This window comes from Microcystis sp. LE19-41.2A (assembly GCF_027530405.1).
Lineage (GTDB): Bacteria > Cyanobacteriota > Cyanobacteriia > Cyanobacteriales > Microcystaceae > Microcystis > Microcystis aeruginosa.
The window spans coordinates 1-15,997 of record NZ_JAPZQJ010000530.1; the positions used below are offsets into that span (position 1 = coordinate 1).

Sequence of the window (15,997 nt, forward strand, 5' to 3'; positions counted from 1 at the left end):
TTTGTACTGGTTTATGTACTACAAGAAGGATAATGCAAGGTTTTTGAATGTCCCAATCCTATTTTCGCAGCATGAACATCGGATTTTAACAGGTCAAAAGCCTTATTTTAAAAGGGTTTTACCATTATTCAGCAAGCCCTAGTTATCAGTGAATTAATACTAAATCTGGTTATTAAAAACTGATTATTTATTTCCCCTTTTGCCTTTTGCCTGTTGCCTTTTGCCTCCCCTCTATAAGTAGCCTATACTCAACGGATTTAGTATTAGTCACTCACCAAATAAAGACTACTTCATATTATCCTAAATCCTGTTTAAAAGGGATAGGAGATTAGCCAGAGATTGGCACCGCCAGATAAGGATAACTGCTGGCCCAAGTCATCAAAAATCGGGCTGAATAGTTCTAGGCCAGTTTTTTCTTAATAAAAGCCACTAATTGAGACATTTGTTTCTTCATAGTTTCCATTTCTGTTTGCATTTGGGCAATTTGGGACTGGAGAGTCTGAATATCGGTGCTATAATCCCCGGTGAGTTCCTCTAGTTTCGGGCTAAAAACTGTTGGTTTGGGGGAATATTGTTTGGCCTTAGCCCTCGCTTCTTTAATCGCTTGTACCAATTGTTTTTGGTCGAAAGGCTTCTCAATAAAGGCAAAATGCTGGAAAGGTTCGGGGATTTTCTCTACTACCTCCTCTTTCCGTCCCGACATTAACACTAGGGGGATACTTTTGAGATTATCTTCGGTTTGGATTTGCTGAAACACCTCCCAACCGCTCATTTTCGGGAGAAGGAAGTCCAAAATAATCAAATTCGGGTTTTCGGTACGGATGAGATTATAACCCTCTAATCCGTCTTTAGCTTCGAGAAATTCAAAGTTACCCTCTGGTAACATATCGCGAACGTGCATCCTGATCACTTTACTGTCATCGATAACGAGAATTTTATGATTTGACACGATAGACACCTTAGAAAAGAGACAATAGATAAACTCGATGATTCGAGGGGGTATTGGGGGAAACTTTCGAGATAGGGATTGGGGATTCCCAAAAAACCCTTAGAAACTAACATACACCATAAAGAAAAAACCTCGGTTAATGTCCGAGGCTGCTGTTGTAGGAGAACTCAATGCAAAACAAAAGGAAGATACCAAAACCAAAGAGGTTTTGAACGGTAAATCACCTTTGTTGTCCCATTGTAACCCCTGTTTAAGCGTATCGGGAGGAAGTAGCACTTTTTAGGGCTAAATAACCTAAACCGAGACATAAAAGCGCATTTACGCCCAAAAATGCCTGAGCGATCGTACCAGAACCTAACCAGATCAGAGTAGGATGGATAACAGCACTGATACCTAAAGTCACCGCCATAGCTAAAGATACCCCCACCGCTAACCATTTTGCACGGGGATGACCCAAAAGCAGAGCAATCAGGACAAAGGGCAGGATAACACTGGCAAAAAGCGGATTAAGGGCAGAACTTCCCTGAATAACACCTCCTAGGTCTGAAAGAGAACTCCCCATCACTCGGAAAGGCCATTGAGGTAAATCGAAGATATAAAGACCTCTGAGGAAAAATAAGCCAGAACTGCCAAAAATTAGACCAGCATTCAAAAATCCGTTCCAGGAGAAGGGAAAATAACTTCTTAGCCACCAAGCAAGAAGATAAGAACCCAAAACCATGGCCATTTTGGGCAAAACCGCCACCGCGCCGCCATCAATCCAGAAACGGGGATTGAGATAACCGTTATCGCGCAACCAACGCCAAAAATCCCGGAAAGTAATCTGTCCTTTTAGGGCCAATTGTAGAGCATTGCCCGCGTCTAATTGTCCGGCGCCAAAATGATTAAAGGGATCATCATTGATCTTACGGGCTGACTGTTGCAAAACCTCTAAAACTGCACTGGGTTCTTTAATTCCCGCAGCTTTGATTAAAGCTACCACCCCAGCAACGTGAGGGGCAGCCATGCTGGTTCCCTGAAAACCGAGGAACGCCGGTTCCCCCCCCTTAGCGGGATCGATGGTTTCTTGGATAATTTTACCCGTATCGGAGCCGCCGGGGGCAGCAATATCGATTCCGGCTCCGAAATTAGAATAGGGGGCCTTATTTCCGGAGGCATCTACCGCAGAAACGCCGATAACGTGCGGAAAACGGGCGGGATAGGCGGCGGAATTATCATCGGCATTACCGGCAGCGGCGACGATTACCACACCCTTACTATAGGCATATTCGATCGCCTCTTTCATTACTTGGGTTTCCCCTCCACCCCCTAAACTCATATTGATGACATCGGCTTTATTATCGACGGCAAAACGGATCGCTTCGGCAATATCTCCCACGGTTCCCCCACCCGTCCCGGAAAGCACCTTGAGGGGCATAATTTTGGCTTTGTAGGCGATGCCGGCTACCCCGTAGTTATTATTGGTCGATTGGGCAATTGTTCCCGCTACATGGGTTCCGTGACCGTTATCGTCCTCGGCATTGCTGCGATCGTTGACGAAGTCGTAGCCTTCGACAAACTCGGTTTCTCGCAGATCGGGAACTTTTGATACACCTGTATCAATAACGGCGACGGTGATCCCTTCACCGTGATTTTCTTCCCAAGCGCGTTCGATGTTAATTCCCCGCAGGTTCCACTGTTTGCTATAGTCGGGGTCGTTAGGGGCGATAAAAGCATGATAAATATAATCGGGTTCGATCGATTCGGTGTATTTTTTTAGGTCGGAATTGCGGAGATTTTTCAGGAGTTTGCTATCTCCATCGATAATGTAAAGATGTTCATCGATGGAAAAAATACTATTTAAACTGGTGGTTTTTCCCGCTTTTTTGTTGATAGCATTTAACTGCTCATCGAGGACGCTGACGGGTATATCGTCTTTAAAGTCGATCAAAATTGATTGATATTCGCCACGATTTGCTAATCCAGTAAAGTTAAAGAGAGCAAATCCTAGACCGATAATGAATAGGGTTAACAATAAAATTTTTTTCATAGATTTCCTAAGAATTGATCATTGCCAGCCAAGGTTTTTTTAGTTTTGATGAGAAAATCTGAGCGAAGTTCCCCTGTTTTTGTCGCAGTTGAAGATAGGACTAACCAGTTACAAAAAGTCACCTGTTGTTTATTTTAAGCTCGATCGCCGATCGCTGTTAATTCCCGACTGGCAAAAATAGCTTCGTAGTGGCGATAATGTTTAAATTCCAGGAGATTATAGAAAGGATCCTCCAGGAAAAAGGTTTTATGTTCGGTTATCTCCCCAGTAAAGCGAGTTTTTGGTTCTAGATAAAATTTTAGTTGATTGACTCGCGCTTGTGCGAGAAGATTGTCCCAATCGCTGGCATCCGGCAGAATTAGACCAAAATGGCGAGGATAAATGCTATTTTGCGGAGTAAGAGGCATTTCGGTGACGTGAGCGACTACCTGATGACCATAGAAATTTAAGATAATCGCTTTCTCGGTTTCCCTTCCCGCTAAACAACCTAAACCATCACAGTAAAAGCTTTTAGCGGTGGACACATCGGTAATCGGAATAGCGAGATGAAAAATTGCAGGTTGATTCATGGCGATCGAGTTTATCGGCATTCTATTAGGTTCTATTGTAGCGATCGAGGGACGACTTTTCCGAAAAATTTTTCTTGAAATTGGCAATTACCTAGGGTTGCCTGCATAAATCTAAAAAACCTTGTTGAATAATATCTTTAGGCTTTTTTGACATCAAAAAGTGCCGACTCTTAGAGTAATCGCAGGGAAATTTTAGGCACTTTTTCCCTGAAAATCGATAAAACCCCACACCCTACACCCCACACCCTACACCCCACACCCTACCTAAAGACTTTGCGCGATTCTAAAACCAGCGTGTTGATAAAAATTCCGGCGAAACCAATTGCGATAGTAGGGTAGGATTTCTGTGCCGTTAGTCACCCAAGCTCCTCCTAACATCATTTTATGTTGACTATTAAAGAAAGGAGTGGAATTGTCAGCATAGAGGTAATGGGGTTGAAAGTCAGTTAAGGGATTAAAATCATCTTCTAGCCATTCCCAGACGTTACCGCGTAAGTCATAAATTTCTGAGTTATTGCCCGTATTTTTTAACATTCCCACGGGAGTGGGAGAACAGAATTTTAAATTGAGGTTATAGTCATCAAATTTATCGTTTTCTAGGGTATAACATCGATTTTTTTGACTGCCATAGGTGACTAAATTCCACTCAGCTTCCGTCATTAAACGTATTCCTTGACCTTGAAAACGACAGTAAGCGATCGCTTCATAATAGTTCACTTCTACCGGCCAATCAAGAGGTAAATCGAGAGCATCAAACATGGCTCGATATTGATAATTTCCTCGCTCATCTACCAGCCAAAATTTAGGATATTTGACTCGATAATGATTTTTCCATTGCCAAGCTTCTTCATCCCAATAACTGGGATTTTCGTAGCCACCATTATGGACAAATTCTTTAAATTCTCCGTTGGTAATCATATATTTACTCACCAGAAAATTGTTAACTTGAACTTGGCGATAACCATACTCGTTGTCCCAACCATAAACAGGAGAATCTTGGGGTTTACCAATTTCTACTATTCCCCCAGAAACCGCCACCATTTGATTAGGACTAGCTTGACCAAAAGCAGGGGCATAATGCCAACCTGAAGGACGTTGCAGACAATCTAAGGGCAGTTGTCTGAGTAACATTGAAGATGTTTCAAAGTGAACACGCTGATGCTCAATTCCCATCATTAATGACCAGAGAGAATGCTGAGGATGAATAGGAAGATTAAGGGGGGTATTTTTAATTATTTCGACCACAATTTCATAGACTTGTTGCCGATATTCCCAAACCTTAGCCACCCCGGGCCACTGAATATGGGCGATAGCAGAGTTTAATTCTGCGGGAGTTCCTGGATCTACTCCCACTCCAAACAATAATTCGTAGTCAGGATTAGGGCTTTTTTTTAATAGGTTAACCAGCTGCAATTTATTAAGATAAAAAGCGGCAGCATGACCTAAATAAAAAATGAGGGGATTTCTTAAATCGTCAGGGTTACAATAAAAAGCTTCTTCTTTGATGATGCTTTTTAACAGCATATCTTCTAATTGCCAAGCATTTTCAAAATAGTCCAGTAGATTTTCTCGACTACATTTATTTAGAGATATAGGAGCCTGTGCTTGAATCTTTTCCATGTTTTTATGCCTCTATTACTGATGATAATGTTTTCGTTATTTACAGGTATAACTGACAGAGAATTAAGCCGAATAAATTTTCAGGATCGGTGAAAACCCTAAGGGGTTTTAATCCCTTTGATTCTAGGTCTTTTTGCATAGTTTCTAGGTTAAATTTACGCGAAATTTCTGTCAAAATACTTTCTGATGCTTGAAAATTAACTGTTAAATCGAGTTTTTTAAGATGAACATGGTGAGTTTTTTGACAAATTAAATACATTTCAATTTGGGATTTGTCTTGATTATAGATAGCTTGATGACTAAATAAATCAAGGTTAAAATCAGCTTGAAAACGCCAATTTAAATGGGAAAGCATATTTAAATTAAAAGCTGCTGTCACCCCTTGGGCATCATTATAAGCTGCTTCTAGAATTGCCGCTGGTTTTTGGAGATCAATCCCTAATAAAAAATAATCTCCAGCTTTTAAGACAGTGGCAATTTCTTCTAAGAATTTATCACATTCAGCCGCAGAAAAATTACCGATCGAACTTCCCAAGAAAAAAATCATTCTGGTATTATCGGAAGCATTTTGATAATAGGCTAGGGCCTGTTCATAGGTTCCAATTAACCCCTGAATAAGTAAATTAGGATATTCTTTTTGTAATTCTATGGCACTAGCTTGGAGAATAGTTTCACTAACATCGATAGGTACATATTTAGAGGATTTTTGTTGCTGATAGTAAGCGTCCAATAACAGACGAGTTTTAGTGGAACTACCACTACCTAATTCGATCAATTCACAGGCTCCTGTATAGGCGACAATTTCTTGAGCATATTCTTGGAGAATAGCGGTTTCTGTCCTAGTGGGATAATATTCTGGCAATTGACAGATTTCTTCAAAAAGTTGCGAACCTTGCCGATCATAAAAATATTTAGATGGTAAACTTTTGGGGGTTTTAGTTAATCCTTCAATCACATCTTTGCCATCATCTTTAACCATGTTTTGTCCCGTGGCACCGGTGGCTAAATACTCAATTTGTAACAGTTCTTGGTTAGATTGTTTAAGTTGCATAGATTCTCCAGATTATTCTCCAGTTTTTTGATTGTTCTCGATCGATACCGAGGATGAAATCCACTTTGACAGCTTGAATACTGGCAGCGATTATTGTTCTTTGGTAATTTTACCACTAAAACGCCGCAAAATTTACCTCTTGTCTAGATAGACAAAGTTTATGGATGGTAAATAAAAGCTGTTAAATCGCTCAAGATGAGTGCTGATATTATCCAAGCAAAATTACCGTTTCAATTAATCAGTAAAGATTGCATTTCCTCTAAGGTAAGATTTTCTTGGATATAGCGAGGATTAAGGGGATGATAAGGACTAGCAAGACGATCTATCTTAATAACTCTAGCAGTTTCAGGAATGATCGGAATATCGGGATCGTAGGGGGTGCTGCGGGTAAGGGAACTAGAAAAACCTTTAAAAATAGAGATTTCTTCCTCCTCCCCATCCACAGCAATAGTCACTAATAAAACCTCTTGGGGATTTTTGAGGGTGTATTGTTCGAGTTGTTTACCAATATTCATAGAAAAATGGCTAATTATCGATAGCTAAAGACCTCCTATTGTAAAGCTGAACGTCCCTGTTTGCCAAGGCGAATAAGAAGAAAATGGGCAAAATAGAGAGTATAAAAAGAGAGACCAACTAAACCAAAAAAGCCCAAAACATTAGCGGTAGCTTCTGAATGAAAAATCTCGCGAAACTGCCAAGGTGCTTCCTGCCAAACTTGACAATAGGGAGAATTTAGCAATTCCCCTGACATAGCACAGGAGAGAAAAGGTAAGGTAGAAATTGCGCCCAAAGGACAATAAATCGTTACTGCCCAACGCCAAGCAGTGGTGACAAATTTAATTGGACTGGAGGGTAAATCTTTAATTTCATCGTTAATATCCACCCAAAACCAGAGGGAAATCGGGATTAAAATCTTAGCTAAAAAACTGGTAACAAAACCAATCGGCCAGGAAGCGATCATTAAATATACAGTAATTAATAAAAGACTAGCCACTCGCCAATAGATAATCAACAATTTTTGTAATGATTCGATTTTTGCAAATAAAGACCAAATTAACAAAATTGCCGGAATAATCACCGTAAATAGGACGGCTAAACGATAATCTATCCAAACGAGAGGACGAAACCAAAGTTGATTCATAAACTATTCAGACATAATTACACTGTCAATATTTTACTGTCTTCGGACGCAGGAGCCAAAATCGGCCACAGCTTGACCAACAAACAAAAAAACGAGGGGCGATCCCTTTATAGCTGAGATCGCCCTAAAGCTAGGATTCTACTGTGAGGAGAGAAAAAACCGCTGCCTGACTGCATTAATCTTCATAAATGCGACACTCGGCGGCATCGGGATTAGAATCACAATAATTTTCGAAGTAGGTTTTTTGGGGGTGGTCCTGACGTTGGTGAGCGGCTTCTGCTTGTAATTCTTCCACCGCATCCCAAGCGGCGGCGCATTCGCCAGAGGTGGCACCTTCCGTACTACAGACGGCTCTGGCGTTTTCTAGCTCTTCTTGAATTTTATCTTGGATATTGCTCATGATTCCTCTGGAATTGATCTATTGACACTCTAACAATTATACAGTCACCTTCTCAAGCCACAGGATCGGTTATCCCACTCGATCGCCTTTCCTGTGCTATGAAGCCGATCCTAGCGCAATTTTTGGGGAATTTAACATCAAGATTTCCTGACTGGGCCAATTTTTAGCCTACATTCCGCACTGGAGAAATGCCAGAGGGATTTCTCCCCGACATAGACAGCGAGCAGAACCATATATCGACTTATTTAGGCCGTCTTACACCAAATCCGTTTTTAATAGTCTGATTAACTGCCAAGTTATCGATTGTTTTTCCCCGCTCTGGCGCTCACCTACTATCCCATACCTTTTACACAGGATTTAGTATCATTCTAGGGACTAGGGGAAAAAGACTGTTTTGCTGGCAATAGTCAGCATTCCTGTCACCAAAATGCCGACAATGCTAAGGAATCCAATGGTCGTAATGTTGACTCGTGCGTTAAGATCGTCAACCCGCTTTTCTAGTCCCATAACTTTGGCATCTAAGGCCTTAATATCTCCTTTAATTTCTCCTAGACTGTTCTCGATCGCTTTCTGTCCATTTTCTAGGTTTGTCAGTCGGGACTCGATCGCTGTTAGTCGGGATTCGATCGCTTTCTGTCCGCTAACGATTAAATCTTCTAACCTTTTCAGATCATTCTCGGTAACTGCTGTCATCAGTGACAATCCTCTTAAAGTTGAATTTTTCCTAGTCTCCTAATCAATACTCTATCAATATTTTCTCGGTCGGGGACTCTTTCAAACAGTAATTCACAAAAATCAGATTCCCTACTGAGAGAGCCTAGTGATCCCGTCAAAACCGAAACATTTTTTGATTCGGTTACGGGGACAGCAGCACGGGCATTTATGGCTGTATAATTCCCGTTGATATTATTAGTAATAAAATCTGGGTGCAGCAGGACGGCACGGCAGCAGCGATCGCTGATAAATTGGTAGCTAGGGGAGTCCCCAAACAAGACATCGTTTTAGCTTACCATGGGCCCCCTGTGCGACAATATACCGAGTTTGCCCTTGGCTAAAACCATTAATTGATGACCTTGCCCATACAAGTTTTACCCCAAGACGTAATCGATTTAATTGCCGCAGGAGAGGTAATCGACTCTTTAGGCGCTGTGGTGCGAGAATTAGTCGAAAATGCCATTGATGCGGGGGCAGATAGGATTACCATCGATATATCTCCCCAAAACTGGCGAATACAAGTATCGGATAACGGCAGGGGAATGTCTAGAGAAGATTTGCAACTGTGTAGCTATGCCCACAGTACCAGCAAAATCCGCCAACGGGACGATCTTTGGCAGATTACCAGTCTCGGATTCCGTGGTGAAGCTTTGCACAGTATCGCACAGGTGGCGCATCTGCGGGTTGCCAGTCGCCATGACGATGATTTAGGTTGTTATTGTCTTTACAATCACCAAGGCGAGCCGGGTAATTTAGAAACGATTCCTATAGCTATCGGTACTATCGTCACGGTAGAGAATCTCTTTGGTAACTTTCCCGTGCGTCGTCAAGCTTTACCGTCAATTAAAAAACAATTAAAGGATATACAGACTTTAATTCATAATTTTGCTCTCTGTCATCCCCAAATTACTTGGCAGGTTTTTCAAGATCATCAAGATTGGTTACGCATTAGTCCGGGTAAGGATGCCAGTCAAATATTACCCCAATTAGTTAAATCTCTGCATTTGAACGATTTAGTATCCCTAAAACTTGACTTAACGACTCCTGACGCAGAATCTGCTCAAATTGAATTAGTCATTGGTTTGCCCGATCGCATTTCTCGCCATCAACCAGATTGGGTTAGAATTGCTGTTAATGGGCGAATGGTGCGCTCATCGGAGTTAGAACAGGCAATATTTGAAGCTTTCGCTCGCACAGTCCCTAAAGATCGCTATCCCGTTTGTTTTCTCCATTTACATCTTAACCCTCGTTCGATCGATTGGAATCGTCACCCAGCCAAAGCGGAAATATACCTGCATAACCTCATTTTTTGGCAAGAACAGATAATTTCAGCCATAGACAAGGCGTTAGGACTAAATCCCGAACATATACCCGAAAAAGCGCAAAATCAGCGCGTCAGTCAAATTCTCAAGGCTGCCGAAGAAAAAAGCACCTATACAATAGGGGAGAAATCCCCGAAAAATCGGCTGGAATTAAAGGCAGTAGCCCAAATTCACCAAACTTACATAGTTGCCGAACATCCTCACGGATTATGGTTAGTCGAACAACATATTGCCCATGAGCGGGTTTTGTACGAACGTTTAGAGGATAACTGGGAAATCGTGCCGTTAGATACTCCGATCATCTTAAATCAGTTAACTACTCGACAAATCGAACAATTACAACGTTTAGGATTAGAAATTGCTAGTTTTGGCGATCGCTCTTGGGCAATTCGTAGTATTCCTGTTCTACTCAAAGAACGCGAGGATCGGGCTGATGCTTTACTAGAATTAAGTTTAGGGGGGGATTTACAAACCGCTCAGGTTGCTACCGCTTGCCGGAGTGCTATCCGCAACGGTACAGCTTTAAGTTTAAAAGAAATGCAGAATTTACTCGATGATTGGCAAAATACCCGTAATCCCCGCACCTGTCCCCACGGAAGACCGATTTACTTATCCTTAGAAGAAACCTCGCTCGCTCGCTTCTTCCGTCGTCATTGGGTGATCGGCAAAAGTCACGGCATTTAATCAGTGATCAGTTATCAGTGATCAGTTATCAGATGTGAGTTTTCAGTTTACTGATTACTGATTACTGTTCACTGTTCACTGAAAATTGGCCGATATTGCTAGGGAAAAACGGAAAGTGCTGCCTTTACCTAATTCACTTTCCACCTCGATTTGACTTTGGTGTAATTCCACTAAACGACGGGTAATCGCTAAACCAATACCACTACCCCCAGAATAACGGGAACGAGAACGATCGGCCCGCCAAAAGCGCTCGAAAATAAAGGGTAAATCCTCTGCTGCGATGCCAATTCCTGTATCGATAACGGCAATTTGTAGGCGATTTTTGTCCCTTGTCACTTGCAGGGTAATTGCACCATTATCGGTGTAACGAATGGCATTACCGAGCAGATTAACTAAGATTTGTTCGAGGCGATCGGGATCGGCCATGACAGATGGTAAATTGGGGGGACAATCTAACTGTAAAGTCGGTCCATCTTCTAATAATTGATCGGCAAATTTTTCGATGAGAGAATTTAACAAAGGCAATAAATTAACAGGTTGCATTTTAATCGATAGATAACCAGATTCCGCTCGCGATAGCTCCTGTAGATCGTGGGTTAAACGTTCTAACCTGCGGGTTTCTTTCACTAATTTCTGATAAAGTTCTGGATTAGGTTCGATCGCACCATCGGCTAATTCTTCTAAATATCCCCGTACCACAGTTAAAGGGGTGCGTAATTCGTGGGTAAGATCACCGATTAATTCCTGGCGCCGTTTTTCCACATCGGCTAAACTAATCGCCATCTGATTAAAACTGATGGCTAATTGATTTAATTCTGGGATTTCGCTTTCTGGAACTCGCGCCGATAAATCCCCTTCAGCAAAATTTTTAGTGATTTGTTTCATTTGTTTTACCGGTTTCATAATGCGTTGAGAAACCAAAAAACTCAGATAACCAGCCGTACTTCCTCCCGCAATGAATGACCAAATGGCACTACTATCCCAAGCTGTCTCAAAACCCCTAACCAAGAAAGTTCTCGCTGATCGCACGGTAAAAAATCCCTGCCTTTCTAACTGTTCCAAACGCAAAACAAACATTCGCGGAGAAGATAATTTAGCAATGATAATAAAGCTACTCAATCCCACCACCATAACGAGGAGATGGGATAAAAATAATCTGGTTCCTAAGCTTAATTTTGGTGGCTGCATATTTGTTTAAAAACTCTATTTGTTGTCAATATTATTGAGAGACTGCTGCATAAATATAAAAACCTTTTTGGCTAATATCTTTTGGTCTTTTTGAAATCAAAAAGTGCCAGCCATTGGATTGTTCGGTGGGAAAATTTAGGGACTTTTTCCCTGAAAATTAGGTAATTCGCCAATTCAAAAATGGGGAAACCCCTACACCCTACACCCCACACCCTACCCCTAGGAAAAACTTTTTGCCGCAAACCCTATTGACAGGGTTTCTCATAAAGATGAAGTATAAGAGGATTTGGCATCGACCACCGACTCCAAAAAACAAAAACTTTGTACCTCACCATTAAGATAACGGCCCTAGATTCGGCTACAGCATCATAAAGAACTCTATCGGGTTCTTCTTGTTGAAGAATCTCTCGTCAAGCTATGCTGTGAGGGGAGAGTAGGTCAAAACCTAACTTTTTGCCGCTCTATGCTATGGTATCAAGATGCGCTACTCTGTTAGGAGATGATTTTGCTTGAGTCATCTGCTCAAAGTAGCGTCTGTTTTTTAACCCTTACCCTTAAAAGAGAATCTTTTCTGTATGCTAGAGGCTAATAATCAGGGAGAGAATCAAATATTTCTCTATGAAGTTGTTTTTTCCGGTTCTTCTGGCTCTTTGCCTCAACGCTTCTCCCGGACAGTGCTGCGAGTACCTAAAAGCCGCATGAGTCAAGAAACACAGCGCCTCCTGCGCCAAGGGGCCAAGATTCTCAGTATAAGGCCTCTTGACCCAGAAACTGCCCCGATTAAGCCTAGTTTACTACCTCAACCTTGGTGGATAGAGATCACCACCACTCAGCCGAAATGTCTCTATTATTTCGGTCCTTTTGAGAGTTTTTCGGAAGCTTTATCCCATCAATCCGGTTATATCGAAGACCTCCAATCGGAATCTGCCCTGGGAATTAACAGCGAAATTAAACAATGTCAGCCAGAGGTTTTAACTCAAGAATATTTTTAATGTATGGTATCTAATTTTACAGATTTTTAGGAATAGTTAGTTTCCTCTTGTTTTCGTTTAATAATGCCTTTACCCTCACAGAATTTACAGGGGACGGATTCATTCTCCGTCTCTAGATAGATTCTTTCTTTGCCCTGGCAGTGGGGACAGATAACTTTTTCTTCCCACCAATAATTCTCTAAAAAAGCCTCATCGGTAATATAGGTAAAATCTTCAAACATTGGCTTGTCCTCTTATCGTTGAGATAGCTTAATCTGGATTCATCTTTCAACCTGAGAAATTGAAAATCACTTTTACCCCCATCGTAAAAAAGATCGGGTTCATTCTTCTTGAAACTTAAATTAGGCTCTTCGGGAATTGTTATGCAAATAATTAACTTAAAATAAAATTCGATGAGAGCGCCTACGCTCAAAAGTAGCTGAAATCCATACAGGGAAGGACTTAAGGCACAAACAGGTTAATACCAAAAGATAGACAATTGAGTTAAGATTTGATATAATAGCCAAAAACGAGAGTATTTTACTTATGATACTTGACAAATTTTTGAACCTAGAAGTAACCTCTATTCAAGGTTATCGACACCTAGAAAATATCGGGATAGTCTGACCGATCGAATCGAAAAATAAAAAAGTAATCTGTCCTCGTTGTGGGTTAGAGAGCGATAAACTACACCAAAATCATCGACATCTAGTCAAAGATTTACCGCTCTCAAGACAACCAGTGTACCTACAAGTTAATCGTCGTCAATTTAAGTGCGATAATTGTCAGAAACCCTTTAGTGAGAAGTTAGATTTTGTTGCCAGTAAATGAACCTATACGAAAAGACTAGCCGAGAATATACTCGAACAATTAAAAGAAGGGGATATTTTAAATGTTAGCCGAAGAAATGACGTAACGGAAGAAGAGATTCAAAGAATGCTAGAGGACATGGCCGAAAAAATTACATATCAAGACCTATCGAAATTAAAAAGACGTGGTTTTTTTCAACTTCTGCAAGTACAGTATTATTTAGAAGATATTCTGGGATGTTCTGTGGATTTAGGAACTCAGGATAGCTTAAGGGAACATTTACGAGAACCTGTGTTGGAGGATGTTATCAATGCCTTCTAGAGATTGGCGAATTCTCCTTCAAGACATTTTAGAATCTATCACTGAAATTGAACAACGGACAAAGGGAATGACGTTTGAGGAATTTGCTAAAAATCAAACAACTGTCAAAGCGGTTCTCTAGGATTTTATCATTATTGGAGAAGCAACTAGAAATGTACCAAAGGAAATTAAGTCTCGCTATCCTCTTTTTCCTTGGCGTTTGATGGGAGGAATGAGAAATGTTGCAACTCACGAATATTTTCCAGTTAATTTAAGTAGGGTTTGGGCAACAATTCAAGAAGATTTACTGACTTTAGTGCCACAACTACAAGAAGTGTGAGAAAGCGAAACAGAGGCTGAATAGTTGTTTGATAAGCGAAAGCAAAAAATAAACCCCTTCAACTCTGATTAAGGGGGCATTTATGGTATTTTTAGAAGCAATTTAGCCTACTTTTGTGGTTTCTTTTTCTGATGGTTTGGATGGTTTTAGTTTGCGCTTAAGGGTTGAAGCTGCGCTAGAGCCGAAGGTGATGATACTCAAACTGTTATTTTTTGTACTGTAGATTTTTTGGTTATTTCCTTAGGATGTCTGAACAATTGACCTTCATTTTGGTAGAAAACTTCATAATCTGGTGCCAGTTCAAGACGTAACTGTTTCCATAAACTAATTCCTTCTTGTTTAAACTCCATTTCAGCTTGCTGATTAGGAAAATCTGATAAAGGTGGATAGTCTTGATTTAAAGTCTTATCGTAAGTATCCTGCCATGCGTTTAAACGCTGAATAGTTGCTTGACTTAATGGTAATTCTTCAGGAGCAATGTTATCAATTTCATCTACTCCCCAAAGTGGGTAACTTCCATAATCTGCCCAAAGTTTGATTCTGATTGCCATAACTATCATTCCTGAATAAGTTTGTTAATTAATCGCGTTGGAGTTGGATTAGCACTCACTAAGTAACCATTATGACTAATTTCTAGAGAAACATACTGAATAATTCCATTGATTTCTACTTGATAAATTATGCGACTTTTTCCTTGTATGCCAATAATTTTTCCCTCACTAATAGCTGTTACAATTAAATCGGGAATTTGTTCTTCAGTAATACCTCTCTGGAGAAAATCTTCTCGATGATTTTCTAGAATATGCAGCCATCCAGAACCTTTGTCACCTGCTTTTCCAGTTTCTAGAAAAACAATTTTCCCGCTAGGATCTTGAGTAATTATGATAATATTTTCTGGGGTATGTTTGATTGCTGCTTTTTTAAGTTCAGCAATCAGGAGTCTTTTCTGATCGTTGTTCGGATTCGACCTCATTGCCGATTATAGCTCAAGATTGCGTAAGTTGATCTAGTTTACTCATCCCTCTATTATACAATAAAACCCCCTCAAGATTGATTGAAGGGGCATTTATGGTATTTTACTAAACAATTTAGCCTACTTTTGTGGTTTCTTTTTCAGTGTATTTAGAGGGTTTTAGTTTGCTTTTGAGGGTTGAAGCTGCGCCGAAGCCGAAAGGGATGATAATTAACACATACCGCTCAAACTGTTATCTGATGACTAATTTCTTGAGCTTCCTCTTGCTGCTAAATCGGTAGTGATGCTGGCATTATATCTGGATAATGTTATCATCTCGACAGGGGTAAATTTAACTGTGATCGTGTTAGCGCAAATACAGTGTTGATAAAAATTAATGTAGTAACCATAATATAGCTACATTTGGAGAGTAAAATTGAAGTGGACATGGGACGACAACAAAAATCGGACAAACAAGCGCGATCACGGCTTGAGCTTTGAAGCCGCTCAATATGTTTTTGCCGATCCTCTCGCTGTCAGCTGTCCCGATCCATACCCAGAGGAAGAACGCTGGCAGACTATCGGACTGATCGGTAAATTGACTGTGTTTGTGGTGCATACTTGGCCGGAGTCTGATTCGGTGACAGGAGAAGAAACGGGACGAATTATTAGCGCACGCAGGGCAACAGCCCATGAAAGGAGGGCTTATGAAGAAGGGAGATTGTAATCCAGTACCGCCAGAGATACAGGCTGAAATTGACGCTCTAGCCGCGTCACAAGAGCCTATCCGCACAGATCTGATCCCGGAGGCTACGGGAGATTGGAGCAAGGCGCGGCGTGGTGTGTTTTATCGTCCGCTCAAACAGCAGATCACCCTAAGCCTTGATGCTGACCTGATAGACTGGTTCAAAACCCAGGCCACACAAGAGGAGGGGTATCAGACCAGTATTAATCGCG

18 protein-coding genes and 3 pseudogenes are annotated in these 15,997 nt (G+C 41.0%); 7 read left to right on the forward strand and 14 right to left on the reverse strand.

Annotated features, from left to right (window positions below; translation table 11 throughout):
• Positions 1-400: 400 nt before the first annotated feature.
• From O9290_RS22195 to O9290_RS22235, 9 genes are all read right to left on the reverse strand, one after another.
• Complete coding sequence (locus O9290_RS22195; protein WP_002758146.1) at positions 401-949, reverse strand: response regulator; 549 nt, start codon at positions 947-949, stop codon at positions 401-403.
• 250 nt (positions 950-1,199) lie between these two features.
• Positions 1,200-2,978, reverse strand: a complete 1,779-nt coding sequence (locus O9290_RS22200) for a S8 family peptidase (RefSeq protein WP_288058982.1) — start codon at positions 2,976-2,978, stop codon at positions 1,200-1,202.
• A gap of 134 nt (positions 2,979-3,112) precedes the next feature.
• Positions 3,113-3,547 (reverse strand): VOC family protein, encoded by a 435-nt coding sequence (locus O9290_RS22205; RefSeq protein WP_002758152.1) that lies wholly within the window; start codon positions 3,545-3,547, stop codon positions 3,113-3,115.
• Between the two features lie 264 nt (positions 3,548-3,811).
• Positions 3,812-5,167, reverse strand: coding sequence for a 5-histidylcysteine sulfoxide synthase (gene ovoA, locus O9290_RS22210; protein WP_288058980.1), 1,356 nt, complete (start codon positions 5,165-5,167; stop codon positions 3,812-3,814).
• A 40-nt stretch (positions 5,168-5,207) separates the two neighbouring features.
• Positions 5,208-6,218 carry an L-histidine N(alpha)-methyltransferase gene (egtD, locus tag O9290_RS22215; RefSeq protein ID WP_288058978.1) on the reverse strand — a complete coding sequence of 337 codons (1,011 nt, stop codon included), beginning with the start codon at positions 6,216-6,218 and terminating at the stop codon, positions 5,208-5,210.
• A 230-nt stretch (positions 6,219-6,448) separates the two neighbouring features.
• On the reverse strand, positions 6,449-6,733 hold the full coding sequence (locus tag O9290_RS22220; RefSeq protein WP_004159286.1) for a DUF7734 family protein: 285 nt from the start codon (positions 6,731-6,733) through the stop codon (positions 6,449-6,451).
• Positions 6,734-6,768: 35 nt separating this feature from the next.
• The gene (locus O9290_RS22225) at positions 6,769-7,359 is read right to left on the reverse strand and encodes a DUF3177 family protein (RefSeq protein WP_004162903.1); all 591 of its coding nucleotides are present in this window, start codon (positions 7,357-7,359) and stop codon (positions 6,769-6,771) included.
• Between the two features lie 175 nt (positions 7,360-7,534).
• Complete coding sequence (locus O9290_RS22230; RefSeq protein WP_002781201.1) at positions 7,535-7,759, reverse strand: Calvin cycle protein CP12; 225 nt, start codon at positions 7,757-7,759, stop codon at positions 7,535-7,537.
• Positions 7,760-8,134: 375 nt separating this feature from the next.
• Positions 8,135-8,452 carry a DUF4164 domain-containing protein gene (locus O9290_RS22235; protein ID WP_159290913.1) on the reverse strand — a complete coding sequence of 106 codons (318 nt, stop codon included), beginning with the start codon at positions 8,450-8,452 and terminating at the stop codon, positions 8,135-8,137.
• Between the two features lie 233 nt (positions 8,453-8,685).
• Between O9290_RS22235 and O9290_RS22240 the strand changes: the two genes are divergently transcribed.
• Positions 8,686-8,814 (forward strand): element excision factor XisI family protein, encoded by a 129-nt coding sequence (locus O9290_RS22240; RefSeq protein ID WP_004159297.1) that lies wholly within the window; start codon positions 8,686-8,688, stop codon positions 8,812-8,814.
• Between the two features lie 12 nt (positions 8,815-8,826).
• Positions 8,827-10,479: a DNA mismatch repair endonuclease MutL gene (gene mutL, locus O9290_RS22245; protein ID WP_004159298.1), complete on the forward strand. Its 1,653-nt coding sequence runs from the start codon at positions 8,827-8,829 to the stop codon at positions 10,477-10,479.
• A 75-nt stretch (positions 10,480-10,554) separates the two neighbouring features.
• Here the strand turns inward: mutL and O9290_RS22250 are convergent, their stop codons facing one another.
• Complete coding sequence (locus tag O9290_RS22250; RefSeq protein ID WP_287170110.1) at positions 10,555-11,667, reverse strand: sensor histidine kinase; 1,113 nt, start codon at positions 11,665-11,667, stop codon at positions 10,555-10,557.
• A gap of 575 nt (positions 11,668-12,242) precedes the next feature.
• Here O9290_RS22250 and O9290_RS22255 point away from each other — a divergent pair.
• Positions 12,243-12,659: a DUF1816 domain-containing protein gene (locus O9290_RS22255; protein ID WP_004159304.1), complete on the forward strand. Its 417-nt coding sequence runs from the start codon at positions 12,243-12,245 to the stop codon at positions 12,657-12,659.
• Between the two features lie 26 nt (positions 12,660-12,685).
• Here the strand turns inward: O9290_RS22255 and O9290_RS22260 are convergent, their stop codons facing one another.
• Positions 12,686-12,880, reverse strand: a complete 195-nt coding sequence (locus O9290_RS22260; RefSeq protein WP_004159306.1) for a hypothetical protein — start codon at positions 12,878-12,880, stop codon at positions 12,686-12,688.
• Positions 12,881-13,184: 304 nt separating this feature from the next.
• On the opposite strand from O9290_RS22260, the pseudogene O9290_RS22265 reads away from it, so the two are divergent.
• Together O9290_RS22265 and O9290_RS28305 are read left to right on the forward strand one after the other, a co-directional pair.
• Positions 13,185-13,661 (forward strand): annotated as a pseudogene (locus O9290_RS22265) (transposase family protein); the annotation flags it as partial.
• 97 nt (positions 13,662-13,758) lie between these two features.
• Positions 13,759-14,088 (forward strand): annotated as a pseudogene (locus O9290_RS28305) (HepT-like ribonuclease domain-containing protein).
• A gap of 197 nt (positions 14,089-14,285) precedes the next feature.
• On the opposite strand, the gene O9290_RS22285 reads toward O9290_RS28305, so the two are convergent.
• The 3 genes and pseudogenes from O9290_RS22285 to O9290_RS22295 all read right to left on the reverse strand — a co-directional run.
• Entirely contained in the window at positions 14,286-14,639 is a 354-nt protein-coding gene (locus tag O9290_RS22285) for an immunity protein CdiI family protein (RefSeq protein ID WP_288087559.1), read from the reverse strand.
• A gap of 5 nt (positions 14,640-14,644) precedes the next feature.
• Positions 14,645-15,061 carry a hypothetical protein gene (locus O9290_RS22290; protein ID WP_288056454.1) on the reverse strand — a complete coding sequence of 139 codons (417 nt, stop codon included), beginning with the start codon at positions 15,059-15,061 and terminating at the stop codon, positions 14,645-14,647.
• A 115-nt stretch (positions 15,062-15,176) separates the two neighbouring features.
• Positions 15,177-15,251, reverse strand: a pseudogene (locus tag O9290_RS22295) (PEP-CTERM sorting domain-containing protein); the annotation flags it as partial.
• A 225-nt stretch (positions 15,252-15,476) separates the two neighbouring features.
• On the opposite strand from O9290_RS22295, the gene O9290_RS22300 reads away from it, so the two are divergent.
• Together O9290_RS22300 and O9290_RS22305 are read left to right on the forward strand one after the other, a co-directional pair.
• A complete protein-coding gene (locus O9290_RS22300; protein ID WP_287732219.1) occupies positions 15,477-15,767 on the forward strand; it encodes a BrnT family toxin in 291 nt (96 codons plus the stop codon).
• A partial coding sequence (locus O9290_RS22305; protein ID WP_288087562.1) for a BrnA antitoxin family protein occupies positions 15,748-15,997 on the forward strand: 250 nt, incomplete at its 3' end. The genes O9290_RS22300 and O9290_RS22305, both read left to right, overlap by 20 nt.

Bases quoted from the DNA above. Each gene is read 5' to 3' on its own strand.
- O9290_RS22255 (WP_004159304.1), top strand. From the start codon at position 12,243: ATGCTAGAGGCTAATAATCAGGGAGAGAATCAAATATTTCTCTATGAA.
- O9290_RS22200 (WP_288058982.1), bottom strand. From the start codon at position 2,978: ATGAAAAAAATTTTATTGTTAACCCTATTCATTATCGGTCTAGGATTT.
- O9290_RS22235 (WP_159290913.1), bottom strand. From the start codon at position 8,452: ATGACAGCAGTTACCGAGAATGATCTGAAAAGGTTAGAAGATTTAATC.
- O9290_RS22225 (WP_004162903.1), bottom strand. From the start codon at position 7,359: ATGAATCAACTTTGGTTTCGTCCTCTCGTTTGGATAGATTATCGTTTA.
- O9290_RS22260 (WP_004159306.1), bottom strand. From the start codon at position 12,880: ATGTTTGAAGATTTTACCTATATTACCGATGAGGCTTTTTTAGAGAAT.
- O9290_RS22285 (WP_288087559.1), bottom strand. From the start codon at position 14,639: ATGGCAATCAGAATCAAACTTTGGGCAGATTATGGAAGTTACCCACTT.
- egtD (WP_288058978.1), bottom strand. From the start codon at position 6,218: ATGCAACTTAAACAATCTAACCAAGAACTGTTACAAATTGAGTATTTA.
- mutL (WP_004159298.1), top strand. From the start codon at position 8,827: ATGACCTTGCCCATACAAGTTTTACCCCAAGACGTAATCGATTTAATT.
- O9290_RS22205 (WP_002758152.1), bottom strand. From the start codon at position 3,547: ATGAATCAACCTGCAATTTTTCATCTCGCTATTCCGATTACCGATGTG.
- O9290_RS22250 (WP_287170110.1), bottom strand. From the start codon at position 11,667: ATGCAGCCACCAAAATTAAGCTTAGGAACCAGATTATTTTTATCCCAT.
- ovoA (WP_288058980.1), bottom strand. From the start codon at position 5,167: ATGGAAAAGATTCAAGCACAGGCTCCTATATCTCTAAATAAATGTAGT.
- O9290_RS22290 (WP_288056454.1), bottom strand. From the start codon at position 15,061: ATGAGGTCGAATCCGAACAACGATCAGAAAAGACTCCTGATTGCTGAA.
- O9290_RS22220 (WP_004159286.1), bottom strand. From the start codon at position 6,733: ATGAATATTGGTAAACAACTCGAACAATACACCCTCAAAAATCCCCAA.
- O9290_RS22230 (WP_002781201.1), bottom strand. From the start codon at position 7,759: ATGAGCAATATCCAAGATAAAATTCAAGAAGAGCTAGAAAACGCCAGA.